Genomic DNA, 23231 nt, shown 5'->3' with positions numbered 1-23231 from the left:
GACGAGTATGAAATATCTAGATGAATATAGAGATCCCGAGCTCGCCGCTGGTTTGATCCAGCGGATAAAGAGCCTCAGCCGGAAACCGGTACGATTGATGGAGATCTGCGGAACACATACGGTCGCCATTTTTCGACACGGTATCCGTTCCGTCTTGCCGGAAAACCTCGTTCTGGTTTCAGGACCCGGTTGCCCTGTGTGTGTGACAGCCCAGGTCGACATCGACCGATCCATAAAACTGGCCCGGATCCCCGATGTCATCGTGACGACATTCGGCGATCTGGTGCGCGTTCCGGGAAGCGGATCGTCCCTGGCGAGGGAAAAGGCGGAAGGAGCGGATGTGCGGACCGTCTACAGCACGTTCGACGCTCTTAGCGTCGCCCGCAATCACCCTGATCGCAAGGTGGTGTTTCTGGGCATCGGATTCGAAACAACGGCCCCGACCATCGCCGCAGCCATCATGACCGCCCACCGCGAAGGCCTGAGAAACTTCAGTGTGCTTTCCATGCATAAGCTGCTGCCGCCGGCCATGGAGGCCCTTCTCTCCGGAGGCGAATCCAGGATCGACGGATTCATCTGCCCCGGCCATGTCAGCGTCATTATCGGTACAAGCGCCTACGAAGCGGTAGTCCGGCAGCATGGAACTCCCTGCGTAGTCGTTGGCTTCGAGCCGACGGACATACTGGAGGGGTTGTATCGCCTGATCCGCCTGTTGGAGAAGAATGAAGCCGGAGTCGAAATCCAGTACAAACGCGCCGTTACACCTGAAGGTAACATCAAGGCCATGCATTTACTCCACACGGTCTTTGAACCCGCTCAAGCGGCTTGGCGGGGGCTTGGAGTGATTCCCGAAAGCGGCCTCAAAATTCGCGACTCCTTCTCCATCCACGACGCCGCGCAGTCCTTCGATGTGGAAGTGCCCGCGCCCGTGGATCCGAAAGGCTGCGCCTGCAGCGAGGTGATCAGAGGTCTGAAAACACCCCTTGACTGCCCTTTCTTCGCCTCAAAATGTACTCCGGAAGAACCGGTTGGACCCTGTATGGTCTCGACCGAAGGCACGTGCGCCGCTTATTACAAGTACCGGGTTTAGAGCAATCGTCCAATTCAAACACGATGGGGAACACCTTTTGAAAGTGGAACGCATACTTCTGGATCACGGAAGCGGAGGAAAACTTTCCCATGAACTCGTACAGACCTGTTTTCTGCCCCTCCTGGGAAAGGGGGACCCGCATCAGTTGAACGACAGCGCCAATGTCGAAATCGATAACACCGGCCTGGCCATCACCACGGATTCGTTCGTTGTGGACCCGATCTTCTTTCCCGGAGGCGATATCGGACACCTTGCCGTGTGCGGTACGGTGAACGACCTGTCCATGGCCGGTGCGCGACCCCTGTGGCTGACGACGGCCTTTATCCTGGAAGAAGGCCTTCCGATGGCGGACTTGCGTCGGATTGTCGAATCCATGGCAAGAACGGCGCGAAAAGCCGGAGTCGATTTAGTGGCCGGGGATACTAAAGTCGTACCCAAAGGGAAGGCGGACAAGCTCTTCATCAACACCACGGGAGTCGGTGTCGTGAAAAGGGGACGGACCTTCGGGGGACAGTTTGCGCTTCCGGGAGATCAGATTCTGATTTCCGGTACGGTGGGAGATCATGGGGTTGCGATTCTCTCCTCCAGGGAAGGTTTGGCTTTCGAGACCCCCGTGTTGAGCGATTCCACACCCCTTTGGGATTTAACGAAAACCATACTGGACACCGGGGCCGACATTCGGGTTATGCGAGACCCGACACGGGGCGGGGTAGCCACCACCCTGAACGAAATTGCTCTCCAGTCGGAATTGGGCATCGAAATCCAGGAGGACGCCATACCCTTCAAGGAAGCGGTGTCGAGCGCTTGCGAAATCCTGGGACTTGATCTGCTCTTCCTGGCCAACGAGGGAAAGATGCTGGTGTTCGTCACCAAAGATGAAGTCAACATGGTGCTGGCTGCAATGAAAAACCATCCGGATGGAAGGGAGGCCCGTCGTATCGGAGAAGTCGTATCGGAGCATCCCGGGAGAGTCGTGATGCGGACTCGAATCGGCGGCAGGCGTATCGTGGAAATGCTGACCGGCGAACAGTTGCCAAGAATCTGCTGATACGACTCCCCTGGCGAATTCGACAACCTGTTTCATCCGGAGTAATCTCTGAAGAGCGGTTACTCAGGGAACGAGTGGCCCCGTGAGTCCCACTCGGGAATTCGAATCCATGCTGTTGCGTCGACGCCGAGAGAATAACGAAAACATCGATAACCCGTGTATTGTTTCTCACCTATGCACAAGCGTCTCTTCCTTTATATATTGAAAGAAATGCAGGGCCCATTCTGGGTGAGCATCCTGGTATTCACCATGGTCCTTATCTTGGGACGGATTATGCAACTCATCGATATGATGGTGAATCGGGGCGTGTCGTTCGTAGACATACTCACATTGATCGGATCCATTCTTCCATATTTTCTGGTCTTTATACTACCCATGGCCACGCTCATGGCCGTCCTTATGGCGTTCCTCCGCATGTCGTCGGACAACGAAATCACGGCCATAAAGAACGCCGGCGTTAGTCTTTACCAGATGCTGCCCCCCGTGGCGGCCATATCGCTGTTCAGCTACTTTTGCACCCTTTTCCTGTCCTTATCCCTGTTACCCTGGGGAATTCGGTCGACACAGGAAACGCTCGGGAAAATCCTCCACGCAAATGCCGATGTCGTGATGAAGGAAGGTGTTTTTAACGAAGTCGCGGGCAAGGCCGTCATTTATATGAGACGTTACGCGCCAAAAGAAAAGCTCATGGAGGACGTGCTGATTTCCGACGAGAGGGACCCCCAAATGCGGAACACCATTGTGGCCAGGCAAGGCAGACTGGTCCCGAACATCGATGGTAATGTGATCTCCTTTCGTTTGTATGATGGCGTAATTACTCGCGTGGACCCCAACTTCGAGTCCAGCCAGATCGTGTCTTTCACTCGCTACGACCTCAATCTCCCCATCCAGGCTTACAAAAGATTCCAGGAGGAAAATGCGGATTCCATGGAGCCCATGGCCATGAACATGGCGCAGCTGAATAACGTGATCCGGACGGGCAAGCCGGGATCCGAGCGTCACCAGATGGCTCTGATGGAGTATCACCAGCGATTTGCATTGCCCGTGGCCTGCCTGGTCATGTCCCTGCTGGGTGTCAGCCTGGGCGTCCAGTTTTCCGGTACGAAGAAGGCCCTCGGCATGGTCATCGCCTTGGCTGTGTTCTTTGTGTACTTTATTCTACTGAGCGCCACAAGAAGCTTGGGAGAAGGTGACAACGTACCTGTTGTGGCGGGCACGTGGATGCCTAATGTGCTTTTCGGCTCCGCGGGAATCTACATGCTGATCCAGACGGCGCGTGAACGACGCATCGAGTGGGTGAACAGGATGTTGATCTCGCTGTCCAACCTGGGCGGCAAAGCTCGCCGGGGATGGCCTTGGTTTGGGAAATAGAGACGCGGTTCCGCTTAGCAAACGGCAATCGGGAACCTTTCTTTCAGAGATCGGGCAGATATTGGACATTTCCATTACGCGGTTGGAGGGATTCCTGAATGGAACACCGATGTCCGCATGAAAACCACGTAGACGACCCTTATCACCACGCCTGCAAAGACTGCAAAGACCAGACATGCGGCGGACATCACCTCGCTTTGCGCGTGGCTAAAGCCCTCGAAGAAGACGGAGGCGCTTTTATAGCACGTCTTTCGTCCGCGAGCACTGTTTCGAAGAAGCTCTTGGGAAACTAAGGTGACGCCCAAGGCCGTTTTCCGGCCTCGAAAAGGGATCCTTGCGCATTTTCAGCAAACACTTGACTTCTGCCCGCTTTCTCCGGCAAAGCACCGTACGCGCGGTTTTGTTTTCGAAAAAAAGGGGAAAGCCCCCTCAAGCGCCTTTCCCCTTGCAACGCATGGACCAAGACCTTCCTGTAAATCACTCGCCCCGAGGTCTACAGCCTGTTATCCGGCCAACCTTCGTAAATATTGTATTCCTCTACATCCCCGATGCGGGTCAGGGCGTTCACGGCGTCCGTGTGCCGCCACGAGGCCTTGAGGTTGTCGTGCAGCCAATTAATCATTCCGCGATAAAAAGCGAGAAACGCATCCGTCTCCAGCGCCACATTGCCGGCATCCGAAGAACGTATTACCACCTTGTCCGCACCGGCGGAACGGCCCGAGGTGAGCGTCAAAGCCAAGCCGGTCAGGAAGACCCGAGTTCGTTGGTCGCTGTCGAACAGATCTCCTTTGAAAGACACGCCGCCTTCCGTCTTTCGGTTGAGAAGTGCATTGATTTCCCTGCATCGTTTTTCTTTGATCCCGTCCAAGGTGATCAACACATTTCTGATCACACTCATAAGCTGGTCGGGTTCAACAGGCTTCTCCAGGAACGCATCCGGCCGGGTATCTATGAATCGATTCAAGACCTCTTCCGTGGACACGTCTCCTATGGTGTCATGATCTTCGTGAAAATCGCGCATTTCGGCCAAGTGTCGAAGGAATCCCCCCTCGCCGGTCAATATGACGATGGGGATATTCCTGTGCTTCTCGCTCTTCTTTACTTCATTGAATACGTAGATGCCTCCCTTTCTAGGCATTCTGAGATCCAGGAGAATGAGCCCGGGATCCAATTTCCATATTTTTTCGACTCCCTCTACTCCGTCAAACGCCGCATGAATGTCTTTGAATCCGTTTTCTTCGAGGACTGTTGTCAGGTAACGTACGTTCTCTTTCTCGTCATCGATGATTAATACTCTGGTGTCGGTCATAAGCTCCTCCTTCGTTGAAGTTTCACGCCGGCAAATTCGCCTATCGAAACCATGAAAACGAGCAGCGTCTGACTTCTTTGAAACCAGCGCCTTGCCTTGCTTTTCGTTCGAGATATCCGGAAGCAACGGCTCCGCTTTTATCTTTCAGAAACCATTTATTTAATTATATCATGCGAATAGCTGATCGCACAAATCAAAATCCGACTTGCGTCCAAACGATCGAGCGCCGGCGCCCGTGCTCCCGCGTTTTAAGGGAAAGAGAACCCTGTGTTCGGGAACGCCGGGCTCGTCGCTTCATTGACAACACACCATAAACTAAGCTACGTTTGCTGCAATCGTATACAATGCCTTCAACCAGGAAGCGTCCGGGGGTGAGGCCGCTGAACTGCCCGGACACCGGGACCCAGGCGGAAAAGACACCGTTTTCCTCATGCGCGAAGCGAACCTTGACTGCGAATTCGGCAGAAGAGGAAGAACCGGTCGCCTCCCGCTCAAGGCCTTGCTGAGTTATGACTCTCGCATACCCAATTATCAAGGTTAGAGTTGACAAGGTATTCAATTTGGAGGTTGACGGATTGCGCGTGGACACGGCCTGGCATACGGGTAACGTGCTTTTCCTCGCCCCCGAGTGCGGTTCCGCGTTGAAGAAGAAGATGAACGCGTGGGCGAGCGCCGTCGACGGGACGGGGCGCGCCTATCTCTTTTGGGTGGCCCGCAATTCCAGAGTGGAAGGTCTGGTGATCCAGCCTATGGATAGCAGCTACTGTTTCGAAGTGTCTCCCGCCGGTTCGTGACGCGCATCCGTCGGCAGCACGATCATGAAAGTAGATCCACGTCCCGGCAGTGACTCAACCTCGATTCTCCCTCCATGTTCGTCGACGATCTTTTGAGTTACACACAGCCCCAATCCGGTTCCTTTCGCTTCCTTTGTGCTGAAAAAACGTTTGAAAAGCCTGAATTTTGTCTCTTCGGTCATTCCTTCCCCATTGTCTTTCACCAGAAAGGCGATTTCTCCTTCTTTCCGCTGAACTCGAGCCTCTATGAGCGGTCTTTCGTTCTCTCCGTAAGATTTACCCCGGCATGCGTCCACCGCGTTGGAGAGGAGATTCAGGAGCGCACGGGACATGGAATCCGAGTCTAAAGCGACAGGAGGCCCCTCATCTCCCGCCGCCAGGATATCGATCCCTTCCTGCACCGCCGATTTCGATACCACTTCGACGGTTTCCCGCAGAAGAACAAGCGGATCCATCGGAGTCAGGGATGGTGTGCGGTCGCGGCAGTAGGTGAGCATGTCTAGGCTGAGCTTGCCAATACGTTCGATCCCTCTTTGCACACTCTTCCAGCCTTCTTTCACCAAAGCCGGATCGTCTCTCTTCAGACCCGTATTTAAGATATACACTCCTCCTTTCAGTCCGTTGAGCAGGTTCTTGATGCAATGGGTGATTCCGGCGATGGTCTCGCCGATGGCGACCAGCCTTTCTTGTTCGAGCAGTTTACGACGCATCCGATTCTCTTCGGTGACGTCTTTGCTTACCCCGACGGTTCCGAGCACTCGTCCCCTGCGATCCCGTAATTGAGAAAGGGACAAGCTGATCTCCACTTCCGTACCATCTTTGGCGATGAGCACGGCGGGATAGTTGTTGACGGCTCCCAACCGGCCGACTTCTTCCATCAGTTCTCGACGTTCTTCCGGCTTTTTCCAAAGGCCCTCGACATGGGAGCCCAGCATTTCCTCCTTCTTGTACCCCAGAAGCTTTTCCGCCGCGGGGTTAAAGGTCACGATAAAACCGTCGAAGTTGGTCGTAATAATCATATCGGAAGAGTGATTGAGGACGTTCTCGAGGTATTCTTCATTTTTTCGTACTTCTTCCTGAAGGGCCACCTCATCCGTCATATCCCTGGCAACCACGCATAACGCTTCGGCCTGTCCCCCATCGCCCGGAATGGGAAAGCGCACGGTGTGAAACTGGTGCACTTTGGACTCCGTCCTCATCCGCCCCTGGAAAGTGCGCGTGGTATGTTGGCTGAGCACCTCCGCATCGCGAGCGGCCATGACAGCGGCGATGTGCGGAGGGAAGAGGTCGAAATCCGTACGACCGACCACCTCGCCCGGAGACAATCCCATGGTCTCAGCTCCGGCGGGATTGATGTACAGATAGTGTCCGCGCGTATCCTTGATACAGATGATATCGTGCGTCGAGTCCAGAAACTGACGCAGCTTCCGTTCGGATTCCCTCAGTTCCCGCTCGAGCATGATCCGTCTCGTCACGTTGCGAATGCCTTCGATCACCTGCGCGATCTCCCCCGAATCCCCCAGTATGGGAGCGCACGTGATCTCGTGGTAACAGTATTCACCTTCCGGAGTAACGTGGGGATGAATGGTCGAGCAACTTTCTTTCGTTCTCATGACTCCATCGAAGGGACACGTCAAACCGGGTCCCCGGCACTCCTCGGATCGCCCGTGAGTCACCTCATAGCAACGGCGGCCAATCACGTAGTCCTCGGGAAGTCCTCTTTCCGCCAGAAAAGTCTTGTTAACGCCCTTGATGGTGCGATCGTCGTTCAGGATCAAGATGCTGTCGGGCAGAGAATCGATCAACTTCTGAAACCAGTCTCGCTCTCTTCGTATCGTTTCTTCCGCCTCTCTCTGCAAGATTTGCTTTTCGGTCTCAATTTGGATCAAGTCCCACAGAAGCCGGGCGCCGCGGTGGTCGATACAGCTCACATGGAGCGGCCTGCTCTGGATCACTTGTTCTCGCACCTTGGTGGAACCTGTGAGTTCGATGATGAGGTTGAGACCGGGAAGGGTAAACAACTGGGAAAAATCTTGGGTTGTGAATATTTCCATTGCCCGGGCGCGCCTGATACCGGGGGCGTTCGTATCCGGATCGGCGACTCCCAAAATCTCCATTCCCAATCGCGCCAATCGGCCGTCCGCCAAGAAGGTCAGAAGATCGTCGCAGGCTTTTCCTCCCCCAATAATCGCGGCTTTCGAAGGCACACGGGCCTGCGTCCCTCTACGGATGGCAATGGATTCAGGCTTGGGCGTTGTGACCAGGTTGTCGGATGCGCCGTCTCGAGTGTCCATGACAGGGTCCTGAAATGTGCATTGATAAGTTTGGAATAGCTAATGTATAAATTATCGCACACAAGAGCCGCCTTTTCAAATCCCCCAAAAAGTCAGGATTGACATCGATGTTGCATTATGCTACGTAGCTTGAGCAAAGTTTCACATAAAAGGCGCGCTAAAATTCACTGAGAGGAAAAAGAGATGAGAAGGTTGCTTAAATCCCCTTGGCTGGAAGTGAACGTCATGTTGGCGGTGCTCATTATCTGCTACGGAGCGATGGCGATCATATCCTGGGGGGCGGAAACCCCTGCCGGCGGTATGTCCGGAGGAACCATATGGCTATGGCTGTTCGGGTTCTTTCTCCTAAGCTTCGGCATCGCGCTGGTCGCCGTGATCGGAGGCATTGGAGGAGGGGTCCTGTTTACGCCCTTCATGTTGGCGTTCACGCCCGTTGACAGCCTGATCGTGAGAGCTACAGGACTCATCGTAGCCATGTTCAGCGGTCTGATATCCACAGGCCCCTTCATGCGGGGAGGTTTGGCCAGCCTCAGAGTCTGCATCTTTTGCGCGGCCGCCTATGGGGTCGGCGCCTTTACGGGGGCCCAAGGAGCCATCTATGTGGCCAAGAATTTGGGGGAGGCCGGCGAGGGTGCTATCAGGCTTGCTCTCGGCATTATCCTCCTGTCCCTTGCCGTATACTTTGTGGTAGGGGGGAAAAAAATAGAATGGCCCCAAGTGAAGAAAGTGGACGGCTTCACTAAATGGCTGAAGCTGTCCCAGCCCTATTATGAATTTTCTCTAGGTAAAGTGATCGATTACCCCCTTACAAGAGCCGGGGGCGTTCTCGCAGCCATCCTGGGGGTCGGTTTGCTCTCCGGTTTTTTCGGTTTGGGCGCCGGTTGGGCCATCGTTCCCGCGCAGAACCTGATCATGGCTGTTCCCCTCAAAGTGGCGGCGGCCAATAGCGGCGTTCTCCTCGGCATGGGGGACTGCATAGCCGTGTGGCCCTACCTTCTAATGGGAGCCATTATCCCCATGTTCGCGGCTCCCTGGCTCGTCGGTCAGGTGTTGGGAGGGTTGCTGGGGGCGCTGATACTCATCAAAGTCAGAGCCGGATTTGTCAGGTACCTCCTGATCGGCTTCATGTTTTTCGGGTGCTTTGGGCTGCTGAGCAAAGGACTGTACATGCTGGGAGTCATCGGACCGGTTCCGCTCTGGGCCACCGGTGTAGCCTTCGTCATTATTTTTGGGATCATCACCCGATCCATCATCCGATACACCAAGTCCGAAGCGTAAAAGGAGAAGTGGGAAATGAGCATTGAAGCAAGACCGAAAATGCCGGTTGCACAGATTGTCTTTGGAGAGATCGTATACTGGATAACCGTCCTGTCCTGCCTCATCTGTACGGTCGGACCGTTGCTATCCATAGCGTTCCCTGACAACAACGTTATGAATCCTCACTATCTCTTTGCCTCTATTTGGAAGGGCAATAGCTCAGATGTCGTCTGGAAGGAGGTCGGCGGCGCATTCCCGGGAGGGCATTTCTATTTTGACCATCTGACCAAGGGCGACGGGTTTACGCAATTCGGACTGGCCTTGGGGTGCAGCGTCGCCTTATGGGGCTTGATCGGCACCGCCATCGCGTACTTCAGGGAAAGAGTCTATCTCTACGTGGTGCTGTCGCTCTGGGTCGGGGCCCTCGTCGCCCTGGCCATGGTGGGTATTGTCGGCTTGCACTAGCCCGGGTCATTTTTTTCCTGCCGCACGCGATTCATGTTTCAAAAGTACCTCCGGGGAAGTCCATCCTGACGGGCTTCCCCGCATAGCGGTTCAAACCTCCCGTATGCCTTAAGCCAAGCCTGCGTCGAACTATCGTATTCCTCCATCACTTCCCGAGCGCCCGAAGGCATGTTTCCATGTGGCGTCGAGCCTGGGGATCGTTCGGAAATTTCGAGAAGCACTCGAGTCCTTCTTTGAAACGACCCAGATTCATATAGCTGACCCCAAGACAGATATTGAGTTCGGCGATGTCCGGGAGCCTTGCCGCGCCCTCCGCCAGCAGGCGAATCGATTCCCTGTGTTCACCGCGTTTCTGTAGGATCGTTCCCAACCCAAGATAGGCTCTTGCGTTGGGACGGTAAGCCAGAGAGCGTTCGAACAGCCTCGCGGCCGTGGCTTCTTTCTCGGGAATCGCCTCGATTCCGGCATAATCCCCGTGGGTGAACGTCAAACCCAGCCTCGAGAGAAACTCGGCATGCGTGGTATACAGCTCCGGATCGTCTACGAGTTCGACCGCGTCCGCAAAATCCGAGAGGTGGCGATGGTAATCCGATCGCAGTTTCTGTCCGAAAGACAGCACCAGGTCCTTCGACAGAGCGGGATCGGTTTCCCAGTACATGATATCCTCGATCTCCTCCAGCCAGATATCGTCGCTGAGGTCTAGCCGTCGGATCATATCGTTGTAGAGAGCCGTTCCCGGGAAGATATCCAGAATATAAAAAACAACGCTGAGTGGCTTGATGTCGTGAATCAGATCGATGGTTTCCTGTATGGTCTCCCATGTCTCGCCCGGACACCCATAAATCAGGTAGGCGCGGGCAAGGATGCCGTATTGGGTGGTGAGCTTGAAAGCTCTCCGGATCTGATCGTTGGTGATATGCTTTTGAAGCTGTTTCCGGATCTTTTCGGATCCGCTTTCAACACCATAGCTGATCTGTATGCAACCCGCTTTTCGCATCCAGTACAGAATTTCTACGTCCACGTATCCGACATGGGATATGGCGTACCAGGAGATCTTCAGGTTTCGTTCGAGGATCATCTTGCAGATGGCGATAACACGGTCTCGATGGATGGTAAACGTATCATCCGATACATAGAAAAACGAAACGCCCTTTTGTACGAGGAGTTCGATCTGATCGACAAAATAGTCCGGCGAATGAGTCCGGATTCTCCTGTCCCAGGAGGAAGGCGACGCGCAAAAAGTGCACTTGTTCACACAGCCGCGAGAAGATGCCACATGTTGGTAGCGAAAATACCGGGACGGAATAGGCAGCTCGTCCAAAAGCTCGATGCGGTCGGCATCCTTCGTGCGAACGCATCTTCCTTCCTTTCTGAAGGCGATACCGCTGACGCTTTCCATTCCTTCAGAGTCACCGGCGGAAAGGTGCTCGATCAGGTTCAGAAACGATCGCTCGCCTTCGCCTATTACGACCAGATCGATTTCAGAAAAATGAGTGAGAAAATGCTCCCACAGGCAGGTGGGCGTTGGTCCACCGAAAACAACCTTGACGTTGGGATCGATCTTCTTGGCTATGCGCGCGATTTCAATACCGCCCCAGCGGTTGGCGTTCAATATCGAGCATCCGATGATGTCCGGCTTTCTGCGGATCAACTCCCGCTCGATGTCGGATGCCCGGTTTTTCATGTCAAACCAATTCAGCACTTCGATCTGGTGCCCTCTTTCCTTCAAAACGGCGGCAATGTACCAGAGGCCGATGGGAACGACATTGACATCGTCGGCCTGGAGCCGGTCTTCGAGAGGATAAGGATAGATGAGGAGAATGTTCACGACGCTATCGAGTGTCCTTTGCTTTCCGGGAGGCTGGGTCAGACCGCTTAAAAGCGTCTCGGGCCCGGGTTGATCGGGACGTTGACATCGCAACCGTTTGAGCGCCTAGCTCACTGAAACCAACATATCAAAACCGACGACTCGAATCCACCTTGAGAACCTCCTCTTTCAAGTCGACCGGGCGAGGCGATTCTATCGGCCGGCTTCCAGGGCGCCGGCCTTCCAGCCTGAAAATGCATTTCAGTGGATTCAGGTATTGCCGGTATGACCGGAATAGTTCAAAATGGGAATTCGGAAACAATGAGGAGGGAACAACGATGAGACGGATTCGCTTGGCGATGAACACAGCTGCGTTATTACTTATTTTAGCGTCTCCCACAATAACGGGGGCGGCTCAACGGATGCCCGTATTTGTCAGCATTGCTCCCCAGGCCTATTTTGTGAACAAGATAGGCGAAGGGCTCGTTGAAACCTGGGTGATGGTCGAGCCCGGCGCCCAACCCCATACTTACGAGCCCAAGCCGAAACAGATGATCGCTCTTTCCAGGGCCAAGATCTATTTCGCTGTGGGCATCGAATTTGAAACCGTTTGGCTCGATCGGTTCCAGGCCGTCAACCCGGACATGAAGATCGTTCACACGGACGCCGACATCCGCAAGTTCCCCATGGAAGAGGAACACCACCCGCATGATGAAAAAGAGGACCGCACCGGCGGGCCTTCAATGGAAGCTCCGAAAACGACCCATGACCAACAGCATACTCATGGCGTCAGCGATCCGCATACATGGCTCTCCCCCCCTTTGGCCCTTCTCCAGTCCCGGGCCATCGTTTGCGCGCTGGTTGCTGAAGATCCTGCTCATAGAGACACATACGAGGCCAACTACCGGCGTCTGTCCGTTGAAATCCTCGATCTGGACGCTGAAATCAGAAACATATTTGTTGGAAAACAGAGAAAAATAGAGTTTATGGTGTTCCATCCGGCCTGGGGATATTTCGCCCGGGCCTACGGCTTGGAGCAGATTCCCGTCGAAGTTGAAGGCAAAGAACCTAAGCCGTTGCAGCTCAAGGAATTAATTGAACGCGCAAAAGCAAAGAACATCAAGGTCGTATTCGTCCAGCCGCAGTTTTCGACCCGAAGCGCGGATACGATTGCCAACGCCCTGGGAGGACACGTGGCGTTTGCGGATCCTCTTGCCTCCGACTGGGCGAAAAATCTTAGGGATCTGGCGGTAAAATTTGAGTCCGAACTTCGATAGCGTTATGTTGGAACCTCGGGGCGGCTTGACGACACAAAAGCCCCTTCCGACTGGCCCCGCGTCCTGTTGCATCCACCGGAGGCCGGATATGTGTGATGTGTCCCGCGGGAAACACACGGACCGAGGCTCCGGCCCAAGTTCGTGGATGTCCGGACGCGTTCTTTGGGCCGTCTGGCTTCTTATGGCCTTTCTGGCATCGACAGGCTGGGTGGTTCGCGGCCTGTGCCTTGAAGTAACGACTTCCCCGGAAGCGTCGATGCCTGTCCCTACCGCCTCGGTTTTCATCCCGGAACGAACGGAATCCTCATCCGCATGCAATGACTCGGACGATCTACACGAGTTATTGGAAAGAACCGATGCTCGACTGGGAGAATCACTAGTCCGGTTCCCCTATTCTCTGGTGGATCGGAAGAGTAGAAAGGCCGAACCTTCATTGGCCCCGAACCTGTTCCCTCGCGGGAGCGATCCGGGAACAGGTTCGCTCCTGCTGAAAAAAATGGACGCTGAAGTACGGATTGTGGGTCCCATCGCTCAGGTCAAGTTGCATCAGGTGTTCCAGAATACGGGCGCCAATGCCGTCGACGCGGACTACCTGTTTCCGGCGTCCGCAGGCGCCGCCGTTCATGAAGTTCGGGTGCGCATCGGTGAGCGATTCATTGAAGCGCGAATGCAGAAGCGGGATCAAGCCGGCATGCAATTCGAGCAGGCTGAATCCAAGAATAGAACCGTTTCCTTCATCGAGCAGGAATGGCCGAACGTGTTCCTGATGAACGTAGTTCATATCATGCCGGGTGATTCGGTTCAGGTGGAGCTGAACTATTCCGAACCCGTCTTTCCTCAAAATGAGGTGTACGAGTTCACCCTCCCCGCCGTGCCCGAATCCGAGCGCGAAGGAAGGCTGGATCCGATCCGTGAGCGAGGGATTCCAAATCGCTATGCTATTAAGGGAGAAAGCGTTCCCTACGATTTCGATATCGCCGTGCAACTACTCACCGCGGTTCCAATCAAAACCATTTCGTCTCCTTCCCACAGAATATCCGTGTTCTATCGTTCCCAGAACAGCGCGCGGATTCATCTCGACCAGGAACGAAAAGGAAACAAGGACTTTGTCCTTCGATATACGTTGGCGGGAGTACAAATCGAGAGCGGTGTCATGATGTATCAAGGGGCGGAGGAGAACTATATTGCGGTTTTTATGGAACCCCCCGAGCGTCCCTCCGGCTTTCGTATTCCTTCCCGCGAATTCATATTCGTGATAGACGTGTCCGAATCCATGAAGGGATTTCCGCTGGAGACGGCAAAGGTGCTGATGGAGCGGCTCCTTATGGACCTTAAGGCGTCAGATTTGCTTAACGTCGTGCTTTTCGCGGGAAACTCGGCGGTCTTGAATTCGAGCGGATCGGTCAACGCGACCGAAGAAAACATTCGTCAAGCCATATCCTTGCTCGATGGCCCCTCAGGAGACGATGGAACAGGCCTCATGACCGCGCTCCGGGCGGCATACTCCATCCCGCGACCCGAGAGTCACGTCTCCCGATCCCTCGTGGTCATTACGGACGGTTACGTGGACGCGGAGGCCCAGGTATTCAAGTTCGTGCGGGAACATCTCGACGAGGCGAATCTTTTCGTTTTCGGGATCGGAGTGAGCGTGAATCGCGCTCTGGTAGGAAGTTTGGCCCGCGCGGGGCAGGGAAAGCCTTTTGTTGCATTGAGTTCGGATCAGGCGGCGGCCGAAGCGGAAAAGTTCAGGGCCTACATCAAGAACCCGGTGCTCACACAGGCCTCCGTGACGTTCGAAGGGTTCGATGTCCACGATCAAATTCCGATGAAGTTACCCGATTTGATGGCCCAAAGACCCATTGTAGTTATCGCAAAATACCGCGGTGCACCCTCCGGACGTGTCCGAATCTCGGGTTTCACGGGAGAAGAACGCTACCTGGAAAGTCTCGAAGCTTCTCCGTTCATTGCCGGACCGGAAAACGCTCCCATTGTGGAACTGTGGGCCCGGAAGTGGCTGGAACTCCTCGAGGATCAGTACCTCTTGTTGCCGCATGTGAAGGAACTCGAGGAGGCTGTAACCCGATTAGGCCTTTGCCATGATCTGCCTGCGACTGTTACCCGGTTGATGGCGGCTGACTACCAAATGGGACACGCAGACGGAAGCACCCAGCCGATGAAGCAAACCCTCCCGTCGTCTCGAAGACCGTCACAATCGGAGCCTGAAAGCGGTATCAAAGATCAGTTTCCATCTTCAAAGACACGCAAGCCTTTGTCGCCTGAAGTCGCGGCGATAGCCGGCAGCATCCGGCAGCAGGCTCAGGAGACGTCGGAGCTTACCGGCGAGCCGCCTGCGGACGAGGCCGTACGAGAAACGCCAAAGGTCGTGGAAACGTTTTTTCTATTTACCTCAAATAACCTGGAAAATCCGACGGCGTTAGAGAAGGCCGTCCGAGACTCCGTCCGGCCCGCCGCAGAACGATGCGCCTCTTCTCCCGCAGCGCTGACGTTCAGGGTCGAAGTCGACGGGTACGGCACAGTAATTGGGGCGACGATTTCGCAAGGCAGCGGAGAACGGGACACGGACGCTTGCATCATTCAGGGACTTCCAGGGATCGTCACCGAGAGCCGCCCTTTCGAAGCCGACTACGGCTCACTGGAAGTCACCTTGCACATCAAAATGGAATGAGGGCTTTAGGGCTGTGTTGCCGGCAAAAAGAGCGGCCCAACGATGCAATTCGCAAGCGCCGGGGGAACTCCGTAGCAGAGGTATCTCCCTCCTGCCCGTTTGCGGAAGGCGATTCGGCCCCGTCCGGCTTTCATATCCCTGATGCACCTCTGGTCCATGCCGATGAGGCTCAAGTTGAAGCGCCCGCATCCTTGTCAAGAACGCCTGCCGGCAAGGGTCGCAGAACCGCAGTGTGTCGATCGGACAGGAAATAGACGGCGGCGCCGATTCCATGCTCCACCAGGCTCATGGCAATAAACCCGGGCCACCCGGTGAGCAACCGCACAACGGGATTACGAATGTACATGGTCCGGATGGATCGGATGCGAGCAGGATTCGATCGGCCCAAGCCTTTGCTCACAAGGGTATAAACGAACTTAAGCTCACCTAGGATTTGATCCAGAGGATAGGCCAGGTGAGCGGATTTCCCGTCGCGACGATACAGCTCCTGGGCGATTTTCCACTGCACCAGCCGCGCCCAGCCCTCGCGCAGCTCTTTTCGATCTTCGTCTTTCGCCAGGTAGTAGTAAATATGGCAGGCGTAGCCGTAAGACAGATAGGACTGGAACTGCACCTCCGGCAGTTGCTCGATGACAATAGCGGGCCCATGTCCCCGATTTCTGGCATAGCCTCCCAGGTGTTCCGCATAAATGCGCGTTCTCCGCACAATTAGAAACGGTGCGGCCAAAAGAAAACACGCCGCCCCACGGGCGAGCCACAGAGCCGGACCGCTTTCGGAGACCCCAAATGTGTACGCGAGAAACAATACGGCCACCGGAACATAAATAAACGCGAGAACGGTCGTCTTATTTCTTAAGGAATGCAAGATGTGGCTTAGCACGACCTCCGGCGGTGGAATTCGTGTTTCATCGATGTCCAGGACATCTCGAGCCGTTTTCATCACGTCGTCCAGCAGGCGGCGGGCTTGCGCGTGATCCCTGACCCGTCCCCCCGGATTCCCCATGGGCAACTTGGCTCGAAAATCGTCAAACTCGACCAGCAGGCGGCCCAGGGTCTCAAGCGCCTCCTCTGAATCCAGAAATGGCGGCAACTGGTGAATACCCGTGCGACCAGGCCCTCTTTTGCGCGAGGCTCTCGAGCTGAACACGGTGGCTCCCGGTTGGTTCGGATGGACGGTTTCCTGTGCGATGGGTCACCCAATATGGAGAAAGCGGCAAATCTCGAACGACATAATGAAATGAGATCATAGCAACAGTCAAGATTGGATCAGGAAAAGACTCGCCCGGCACATCAGATCTCTCGCGAGAAGGGCGCGTACGGACGAGGATGACCGGCGGTATGGCTTTCTTTCCTCAGGGCTCGATTCGTGAACGGTTGCGGAGGGTTGAAAGAGCCGCTTCGCCCGAATCGTGACCAATGGGAGTACCGGGTGTAAGGTGCTTGATTTGGATAGGATTGGGTGCTACACGGAAAAAGAAAGCGGACTCTGGAGTAAAGGGCTGAGAGGACTTTACTACGGGCATTAGCGACACGGCCGGAAATCCCGATGCGGATACCGGCCTTTGCTCATCCATAAAGGATATGGTCGGGGTGACTGGACTTGAACCAGCGACTCCCGCCTCCCGAAGACGGTGCTCTACCAGACTGAGCTACACCCCGAAACGAAAGCGGCCTTCTATGCCGAAAGGTTTTTTGATCTTACCCCAAGTACCGCATTTTCTCAATCGCGAAAATCCGGGAAATTTCGAGCGCGAAAGTCCGATCGTTCTTTTTTAAGCTGGTGGGATATAAACCGATACGGACAAAAAGTCACGCACTTTTTGGACGTATTTAGCATGAACGACGCCGTCTGCGAACGTCCGGCAGGCCGAAAGATGTTCGCGGAGTGGAGTCGCGCGGTCCCCTCGCATGATTCTGACAGGATCCGGAGACATCCTGGTCAGAGTCTTTCGAGGCCTCCCATTAAGCAAAACTCCGGCTCCGGCCATGACGGTCCGACATCCTTCATTCGGATTTTCCGTTTCAGCTCTGATCAAGGGGGATAACATTTGAAATGCGAAAGATAGCTACGCAGGACGCAGTGGGAAGACCTCTCGGGCATGATGTAACCAAGATCATTCCCGGCTCATTCAAGGGTGTGGCTTTCCGAAAAGGCCACATTATTTCCGAACAGGATGTCGAGGAACTTCTCTCCATCGGCAAATATTCCATCTATGTGATGGAAATGCCCGAAGGCTATATCCACGAAGACGAAGCAGGGGTAAGACTTGCACGGGCCTTTGCAGCGGAGGACATTGATCTTGTGGGTCCGAAAGAGGGTAAAGTCACTTTCGTGAGCCGTGTAAACGGCTTACTGAAAATTCGCGTTGACGCGTTGACGAGAATCAACCTGACAGAAGACGTGATGTTGTCCACGCTCCACACCTACACGCCGGTCAAACCCGATGAGCAAGTAGGAGCCACACGGATTATCCCTCTGACCATACCTGAAACCGTCATCTCCGAGATTGAGACAACCTGCGCAAGGGAGGATAAGATTATCCGAGTGATGCCTTACTTGCATAAGCACGTAGGGGCGCTTGTCACGGGGACCGAGATCGTTGAAGGCCGGATCAGGGACGGCTTCGATGAGTCCGTGGGTGCGAAGGTCGGCGGATACGGACAGGTGGTTCTGGAAAAGCGTATGGCTCGAGACGATCCGGAGGAGATCTCCTCCAACATCCGACGGCTGAAAGAGCACGGCATGGACATCATTCTGATAACCGCCGGTCTGTCCGTGGACCCGGACGATGCGACGGTTATGGGGGTGAAACAAGCTGGGGCCCAGGTCGTCTTTTACGGCACCCCCATTTTGCCCGGAGCCATGTTCCTATACGCCCGATTGGGAGAAACGGCTATTCTGGGATTGCCGGCGTGCGTTTTTTTCCATAAGACCACGGCCTTCGATGTGTTTTTCCCTCGCATTCTGGCCGGAGAAAACATAAAGAAGGAACAGGTAGCTGCGCTCGGTCATGGGGGGTACTGCAGGAATTGTGAAGAATGCCGTTATCCGGTGTGTGGCTTTGGAAAGTAACCCTATGCGGATGGAATCCATCGAGCAAGTGCAAACGCTGTTGAGTTCCCACCTGTATGTGGCCGATGAACGCCTCGCCACAGTGATCTACCTTTCTTTGAAATTGAAGAAACCCCTTTTTCTCGAAGGAGAAACAGGGGTCGGCAAAACGGAAGTGGGTAAGGTATTATCCGAGGCTTTGAAGCGAAGGCTGATTCGGCTCCAATGTTATGAAGGGCTGGATCAGAGCAGCGCTCTGTACGAATGGAACTACCCCAAACAGTTGCTTCAGGTAAGGATGGATCAGGAAAAACGATGCGGGCCCGGCGATTGGACCGATATTTTCACCCCCGACTTTCTGATCGGTCGTCCCTTGCTGGATGCGGTTCAGAGCGGCGCCCGAGGCGAGCCTCCCGTGCTTCTGATCGATGAGATCGACCGCGCGGACGACGAGTTCGAAGCATTTCTGCTCGAGTTCCTGTCGGAATTTCAGGTGACCATCCCGGAAATCGGAACCATTCGAGCCAAGGACTCCCCGCTGGTGGTTATCACTTCGAACCGCACCCGCGAGGTGCACGAAGCACTGAAACGGCGCTGCCTCTATCACTGGATCGAGTATCCGACGCTGGAAAAAGAAATGGAAATTATCCGGTTACGGCTACCCCACGTGAACGAGCATTTGGCGCGGCAGATTTCCGAATTTATGAAGAAAGTCCGATCCATGGACTTCATCAAACGTCCGGGCGTGGCGGAATCGCTGGACTGGGCGGAAGCGCTTGTCACCCTGCATCGAGAGCACCTGGACGCAAAAACCGTATCCGAGACTCTGGCCTGTGTATTCAAATACCGGGAAGACCTCCAGCGTTTCGACCAGTGCGTCACCGAAATCATGTCGGACCCTAGCCCGACTTCCGCCGGTTAGATTCAGGCCGCAGGCGTCAAGCGGGAAGCGACCCGCCTGACTCGTTGGAGCATTCCTTTTCTAATGGCTTCACCGGTATCGAAAGAACCGCAACAGCATTCGATTGAATCAGGACTGACGACCCGTGTGATTCAATTCGGACGGGTGTTGCGCTCTCACGGCATTCCCGTGACCACGGGTCGCGTTGTAGACGCCATTCAAGGACTGGAGCATGTAGAAATAGGCCGGCGGGCCCAATTCAAAGAACTGCTGGCGTGCGTTCTCGTCTCCAATCGCCGGGATTTGGAGCTGTTTTACAGACTCTTCGATGCTTACTGGCGCCGTCGACCTCCGGACGACTCGGACGAATCCGATGCTGAAAAGGGCGCCGAAGCGAAGCCTCGCACCCCCGTGTTCCCCGAGATTTTGGGGGTGGCGCCCCAGGACTCCGATCAGCTTCAGCTAGCTCTTTTTCGGGCCGGGTTGGAAGAAAACACGGCGGAAAAACCGTTTCAGGATCTTTCAGCGGAGGAACTGTTTTCTGTCGAGCAGGCGGTGAAGCAACTCGCCCGCGTCATAGGAACCCGAATAAGCCGAAGGAGCCGATGCTCGGCCAAGCCCGGAAAACTCGACTTTGCCCGCACCATGCGCAAGTCTTTCCGATCCTGGGGAGAACCCGTGGAACTGAAGTTCAAGCGCAGGAAGCGTCGCAAGACCCGCATTCACCTGCTGCTCGACATCAGCGGCTCGATGGACGCCTATGGGCGCTTCTTTTTGCTGTTTGGTCACGCTTTGGCTCGGTCCGTTCCAAGAACTCGAGTCTTTGTGTTTTCCACCCGCCTGACCGAGGTGACCTCGCTCTTCAGGGATTCGGAATGGCCTCGGATTTTCAACAAAATGACGTCTTCCGAGTTCAACTGGGGCGGCGGCACCGATATGGGAAACTGTTTTCGCTATTTCAACCGGAACTACGCGACCCGCTTCAGTGGGGAGAGAACCGAGCTGTTCATTGCCGGGGACGGTTGGGATCGGGGGGATCCGGAGGAACTCGAGAACCAGATGTCCCTGATGAAACGAAGCTGCAACAAGCTGTTCTGGCTGAATCCTCTGATGGCCTTTCCCGGATATACTCCGACCTGTCTGGGAATCCGCACCGTGCTGCCTTACGTGGACGCGCTTCTCCCTTTCTATAATGTGATCACGTTGTGGAAGGTTTTGAGGCTGCTCGAAACGGAAGTCCGGGCCATCGAGGCTCAAACACGAAGGATGTATTCGTGAATGCCCGGAAAAAACCTCTGAAAGACCTCGTTATCCTGGTTCTCGGAGCCGGTGAAATGGCTTCGGCAACGGCGCACCGGTTATTCAGATGCCATTTCAAACTTCTGCTGACGGAAATCGAGGAGCCCCTGGCTGTCCGGAGAGCCGTTAGTTTCTGCGAGGCCGTGTATGAAGGTTCTCAGACAGTGGAGGGCGTGACCGCGGTGCGCATTGACCGTATCGAAGATGCGCAAAAGATCCGGGACAGTGGCCGCCTGCCGATTCTCGTGCAAGGCCCTTACGATCCGCCCCCTTTCAGACCGGATGTGATCATCGACGCCACCCTGCGTAAGCATAATTTTGGCCTGACAATGGACGACGCCTCAATGGTCATCGCACTGGGACCCGGATTTACAGCGGGCAATGATGTACACGTCGTAGTTGAGACCAACAGAGGTCACAACCTGGGACGACTGATATTCGAGGGAACCGCCGATCCGGACACGGGAGTTCCCGGAAGTATCGCCGGGTACGACAAAGAGCGGGTGTTGCGGTCGCCGGCGGAAGGAATATTTATGTCGAACGTCCGGCTCGGGGATCGTGTAGAGCAGGGTCAGGAAGTGGCCGAGGTCGCGGGAAAACCCGTCACATCGGCTGTGAGCGGCGTTCTTCGAGGCCTCATCCGCCCGGGAATCCGCGTAAGCAAAGGGATGAAGGTTGGGGACGTTGATCCGAGAGGCGATATCGGCTACCTTAGCACGATTTCCGATAAGGCGAGGAATATATCCGGATCCGTGACAGAGGCCATCTTGAATCGATTCAACCAGTGACCTTTCACCAATTCCATCTCGCACCCGCAGAGGCTATTATTCATGAAAAACGACAACTCGAAGCTCGTCTGGGTTACCGGAGCAGCCGGATTCATAGGCTTTCACCTGTCAAAACGGCTCCTGGAGCAAGGCGTTTCGGTACTGGGAATTGACAATCTAAACGATTACTATGACGTGGGTTTGAAAAACGCCCGCCTGAAACAGCTCCGGTCGAAGCCCGACTTCCATTTTGTCCAACAAGACGTGGGGGACCGGAAGGCCATGTCGGATCTGTTTAACGAGCGGCGTCCCCATAGAGTAATCCACCTTGCGGCACAGGCCGGTGTTCGTTATTCCATAGAAAACCCATACGCCTATGTGGATTCCAATTTGGTCGGATTTTCGAATATTCTGGAAGGCTGCCGCCATTCCCGGGTCCAACATCTGGTCTTCGCTTCTTCCAGTTCCGTGTATGGAGCCAACACACAGCTTCCCTTTTCGGTTCATGACAACGTGGACCATCCGGTTTCTCTATATGCGGCCACGAAAAAGTCCAACGAATTGATGGCTCACGCTTACAGTCATCTCTACGGACTCCCGGTCACGGGCCTACGCTTTTTCACGGTCTATGGCCCCTGGGGACGTCCTGACATGGCTTTGTTCCTGTTCACAAAGGCCATTCTTGAAGACCGTCCCATCGACGTGTTCAACTATGGGAAGATGAAAAGAGATTTTACTTACATAGACGATATCGTGGAGGGCGTGACACGGGTGCTGCACCAAACGCCGGCAGCGGACCCCAACTGGAGCGGTTCCACGCCGGATCCCGCCACCAGCAGCGCTCCGTACAGAATCTACAACATAGGAAACAATCAACCGGTAGAGCTGGAACAGTTTATTGAAGCCATCGAGAAAGCGTTAAACAAACGGGCCAAAAAAAACTATTTGCCCCTGCAGCTCGGCGACGTGCCCGCCACGTACGCGGACATCGCTCTCCTGGAAAGCGCCGTGGGGTTCCGACCCAGCACGAGTATCGAGGAAGGCGTCGCCCGGTTCATCGAGTGGTACCGAGCGTATTACCATATATCATGATCGGCTTTCGGCCCGCGGAAGACGGTTGGCATGAGGGGCCGGGAGTTCAGTCGATCCCGCTCAAACCGTTATCGCGAAAGAGCCGTCCGAGCTGTTCACGAATCTGGGATTCGGAGACGAATGCGACAGGGATCAAGCCGGCCGAAAGTGCATTCTCACAGTTTTCGGCATGATCATCGACAAAGACCGTTGCCCCGGGCGATACGCCGAGTTCCGCGCATGCTCGAAGAAACGTTTCCTTCATCCGCTTACTTTGGTGGAGGTAATAGGAATTGAACACGCGGTCGAACGCCTCGTAAATGCCGTCGCGCAGATTCAGTTCATCCAGCCAATTCGTTTGATCGCTGAGAATGGCTGTTACCATCCCCAAGTTCTTGGTCTTACGGGCGAGTTCAATCATGCCCGGCCGGACCTTGAACCGGCTGAGAATTTCCCGCCGGAGGTCCGCATCGGAACCCGACAGGCGCCATTTCTTTCTCAAGGTCTCCCAAAAAGTCGCTTCCGAGGTTCTTCCAAGCACGTACCCCCCGTGGTATATCACTTGCTCTACACTGGCATAAAAGGCATCCGGATCGATCCGGTTTTGTGCTGCAATCGCCATCATTCCGTGGCGAAAGCCTTCTTCCGCCAGTACTCCGCCGAAATCGAACAATACGGCTTGAATCATATAGGCGCCCTCCTCGGGATGGAAACATCAGACTGCGGAAGCGTCGAAGCCTACC

Annotated in this window: 19 protein-coding genes and 1 tRNA gene; 14 read left to right on the top strand and 6 right to left on the bottom strand. The window is 54.9% G+C overall.

Translation table 11 applies throughout. The features are described 5' to 3' along the window. The first annotated feature begins 7 nt into the window (after window positions 1-7). From hypD to HY788_22380, 4 genes are all read left to right on the top strand, one after another. Window positions 8-1090, top strand: a complete 1083-nt coding sequence (hypD, locus tag HY788_22395) for a hydrogenase formation protein HypD (GenBank protein ID MBI4776895.1) — start codon at window positions 8-10, stop codon at window positions 1088-1090. Window positions 1091-1133: 43 nt separating this feature from the next. Further along, window positions 1134-2138, top strand: a complete 1005-nt coding sequence (gene hypE, locus HY788_22390; GenBank protein ID MBI4776894.1) for a hydrogenase expression/formation protein HypE — start codon at window positions 1134-1136, stop codon at window positions 2136-2138. A 210-nt stretch (window positions 2139-2348) separates the two neighbouring features. Next, window positions 2349-3509: an LPS export ABC transporter permease LptF gene (lptF, locus tag HY788_22385; protein ID MBI4776893.1), complete on the top strand. Its 1161-nt coding sequence runs from the start codon at window positions 2349-2351 to the stop codon at window positions 3507-3509. Window positions 3510-3607: 98 nt separating this feature from the next. After that, the gene (locus HY788_22380) at window positions 3608-3802 is read left to right on the top strand and encodes a hypothetical protein (GenBank protein MBI4776892.1); all 195 of its coding nucleotides are present in this window, start codon (window positions 3608-3610) and stop codon (window positions 3800-3802) included. A 200-nt stretch (window positions 3803-4002) separates the two neighbouring features. Here HY788_22380 and HY788_22375 read toward each other — a convergent pair whose 3' ends face one another. Continuing rightward, a complete protein-coding gene (locus HY788_22375) occupies window positions 4003-4818 on the bottom strand; it encodes a response regulator (protein ID MBI4776891.1) in 816 nt (271 codons plus the stop codon). Window positions 4819-5393: 575 nt separating this feature from the next. Between HY788_22375 and HY788_22370 the strand changes: the two genes are divergently transcribed. After that, window positions 5394-5612, top strand: coding sequence for a hypothetical protein (locus HY788_22370; GenBank protein ID MBI4776890.1), 219 nt, complete (start codon window positions 5394-5396; stop codon window positions 5610-5612). Here HY788_22370 and HY788_22365 read toward each other — a convergent pair. Further along, window positions 5579-7906, bottom strand: coding sequence for a PAS domain-containing protein (locus tag HY788_22365; GenBank protein ID MBI4776889.1), 2328 nt, complete (start codon window positions 7904-7906; stop codon window positions 5579-5581). The genes HY788_22370 and HY788_22365 overlap by 34 nt on opposite strands. Window positions 7907-8089: 183 nt before the next feature. Between HY788_22365 and HY788_22360 the strand changes: the two genes are divergently transcribed. Both HY788_22360 and HY788_22355 read left to right on the top strand, forming a co-directional pair. Continuing rightward, window positions 8090-9184, top strand: a complete 1095-nt coding sequence (locus tag HY788_22360) for a sulfite exporter TauE/SafE family protein (GenBank protein MBI4776888.1) — start codon at window positions 8090-8092, stop codon at window positions 9182-9184. Window positions 9185-9199: 15 nt separating this feature from the next. Continuing rightward, window positions 9200-9628, top strand: a complete 429-nt coding sequence (locus HY788_22355) for a hypothetical protein (GenBank protein ID MBI4776887.1) — start codon at window positions 9200-9202, stop codon at window positions 9626-9628. 145 nt (window positions 9629-9773) lie between these two features. On the opposite strand, the gene HY788_22350 is transcribed toward HY788_22355, so the two are convergent. Further along, the gene (locus tag HY788_22350) at window positions 9774-11456 is read right to left on the bottom strand and encodes a radical SAM protein (protein MBI4776886.1); all 1683 of its coding nucleotides are present in this window, start codon (window positions 11454-11456) and stop codon (window positions 9774-9776) included. A gap of 317 nt (window positions 11457-11773) precedes the next feature. On the opposite strand from HY788_22350, the gene HY788_22345 reads away from it, so the two are divergent. Next, window positions 11774-12712, top strand: coding sequence for a zinc ABC transporter substrate-binding protein (locus HY788_22345; GenBank protein ID MBI4776885.1), 939 nt, complete (start codon window positions 11774-11776; stop codon window positions 12710-12712). Between the two features lie 88 nt (window positions 12713-12800). Beyond that, a complete protein-coding gene (locus HY788_22340) occupies window positions 12801-15398 on the top strand; it encodes a VWA domain-containing protein (GenBank protein MBI4776884.1) in 2598 nt (865 codons plus the stop codon). A gap of 169 nt (window positions 15399-15567) precedes the next feature. Here the strand turns inward: HY788_22340 and HY788_22335 are convergent, their stop codons facing one another. Together HY788_22335 and HY788_22330 are read right to left on the bottom strand one after the other, a co-directional pair. Then, window positions 15568-16545 carry a hypothetical protein gene (locus HY788_22335; GenBank protein MBI4776883.1) on the bottom strand — a complete coding sequence of 326 codons (978 nt, stop codon included), beginning with the start codon at window positions 16543-16545 and terminating at the stop codon, window positions 15568-15570. Window positions 16546-16980: 435 nt separating this feature from the next. Further along, window positions 16981-17057 (bottom strand) — tRNA-Pro (locus HY788_22330). A gap of 394 nt (window positions 17058-17451) precedes the next feature. On the opposite strand from HY788_22330, the gene HY788_22325 reads away from it, so the two are divergent. The 5 genes from HY788_22325 to HY788_22305 all read left to right on the top strand — a co-directional run bounded on the left by HY788_22325 (window position 17452) and on the right by HY788_22305 (window position 22509). Then, window positions 17452-18471 (top strand): molybdopterin-binding protein, encoded by a 1020-nt coding sequence (locus tag HY788_22325; protein ID MBI4776882.1) that lies wholly within the window; start codon window positions 17452-17454, stop codon window positions 18469-18471. A 4-nt stretch (window positions 18472-18475) separates the two neighbouring features. Further along, window positions 18476-19372: a MoxR family ATPase gene (locus tag HY788_22320; protein MBI4776881.1), complete on the top strand. Its 897-nt coding sequence runs from the start codon at window positions 18476-18478 to the stop codon at window positions 19370-19372. A gap of 63 nt (window positions 19373-19435) precedes the next feature. Then, on the top strand, window positions 19436-20629 hold the full coding sequence (locus HY788_22315) for a VWA domain-containing protein (protein MBI4776880.1): 1194 nt from the start codon (window positions 19436-19438) through the stop codon (window positions 20627-20629). A 17-nt stretch (window positions 20630-20646) separates the two neighbouring features. Next, a complete protein-coding gene (locus HY788_22310; GenBank protein ID MBI4776879.1) occupies window positions 20647-21438 on the top strand; it encodes an EF2563 family selenium-dependent molybdenum hydroxylase system protein in 792 nt (263 codons plus the stop codon). 42 nt (window positions 21439-21480) lie between these two features. Continuing rightward, window positions 21481-22509: an NAD-dependent epimerase gene (locus tag HY788_22305; protein MBI4776878.1), complete on the top strand. Its 1029-nt coding sequence runs from the start codon at window positions 21481-21483 to the stop codon at window positions 22507-22509. A gap of 46 nt (window positions 22510-22555) precedes the next feature. Here the strand turns inward: HY788_22305 and HY788_22300 are convergent, their stop codons facing one another. Next, complete coding sequence (locus HY788_22300; GenBank protein MBI4776877.1) at window positions 22556-23176, bottom strand: HAD family phosphatase; 621 nt, start codon at window positions 23174-23176, stop codon at window positions 22556-22558. Window positions 23177-23231 lie beyond the last annotated feature (55 nt).

This window comes from Deltaproteobacteria bacterium (assembly GCA_016208165.1).
Taxonomy (GTDB): domain Bacteria; phylum Desulfobacterota; class Desulfarculia; order JACQYL01; family JACQYL01; genus JACQYL01.
The sequence above is the reverse complement of the archived record's forward strand: the minus strand, read 5'-3'. Positions and strand labels throughout refer to the sequence as shown.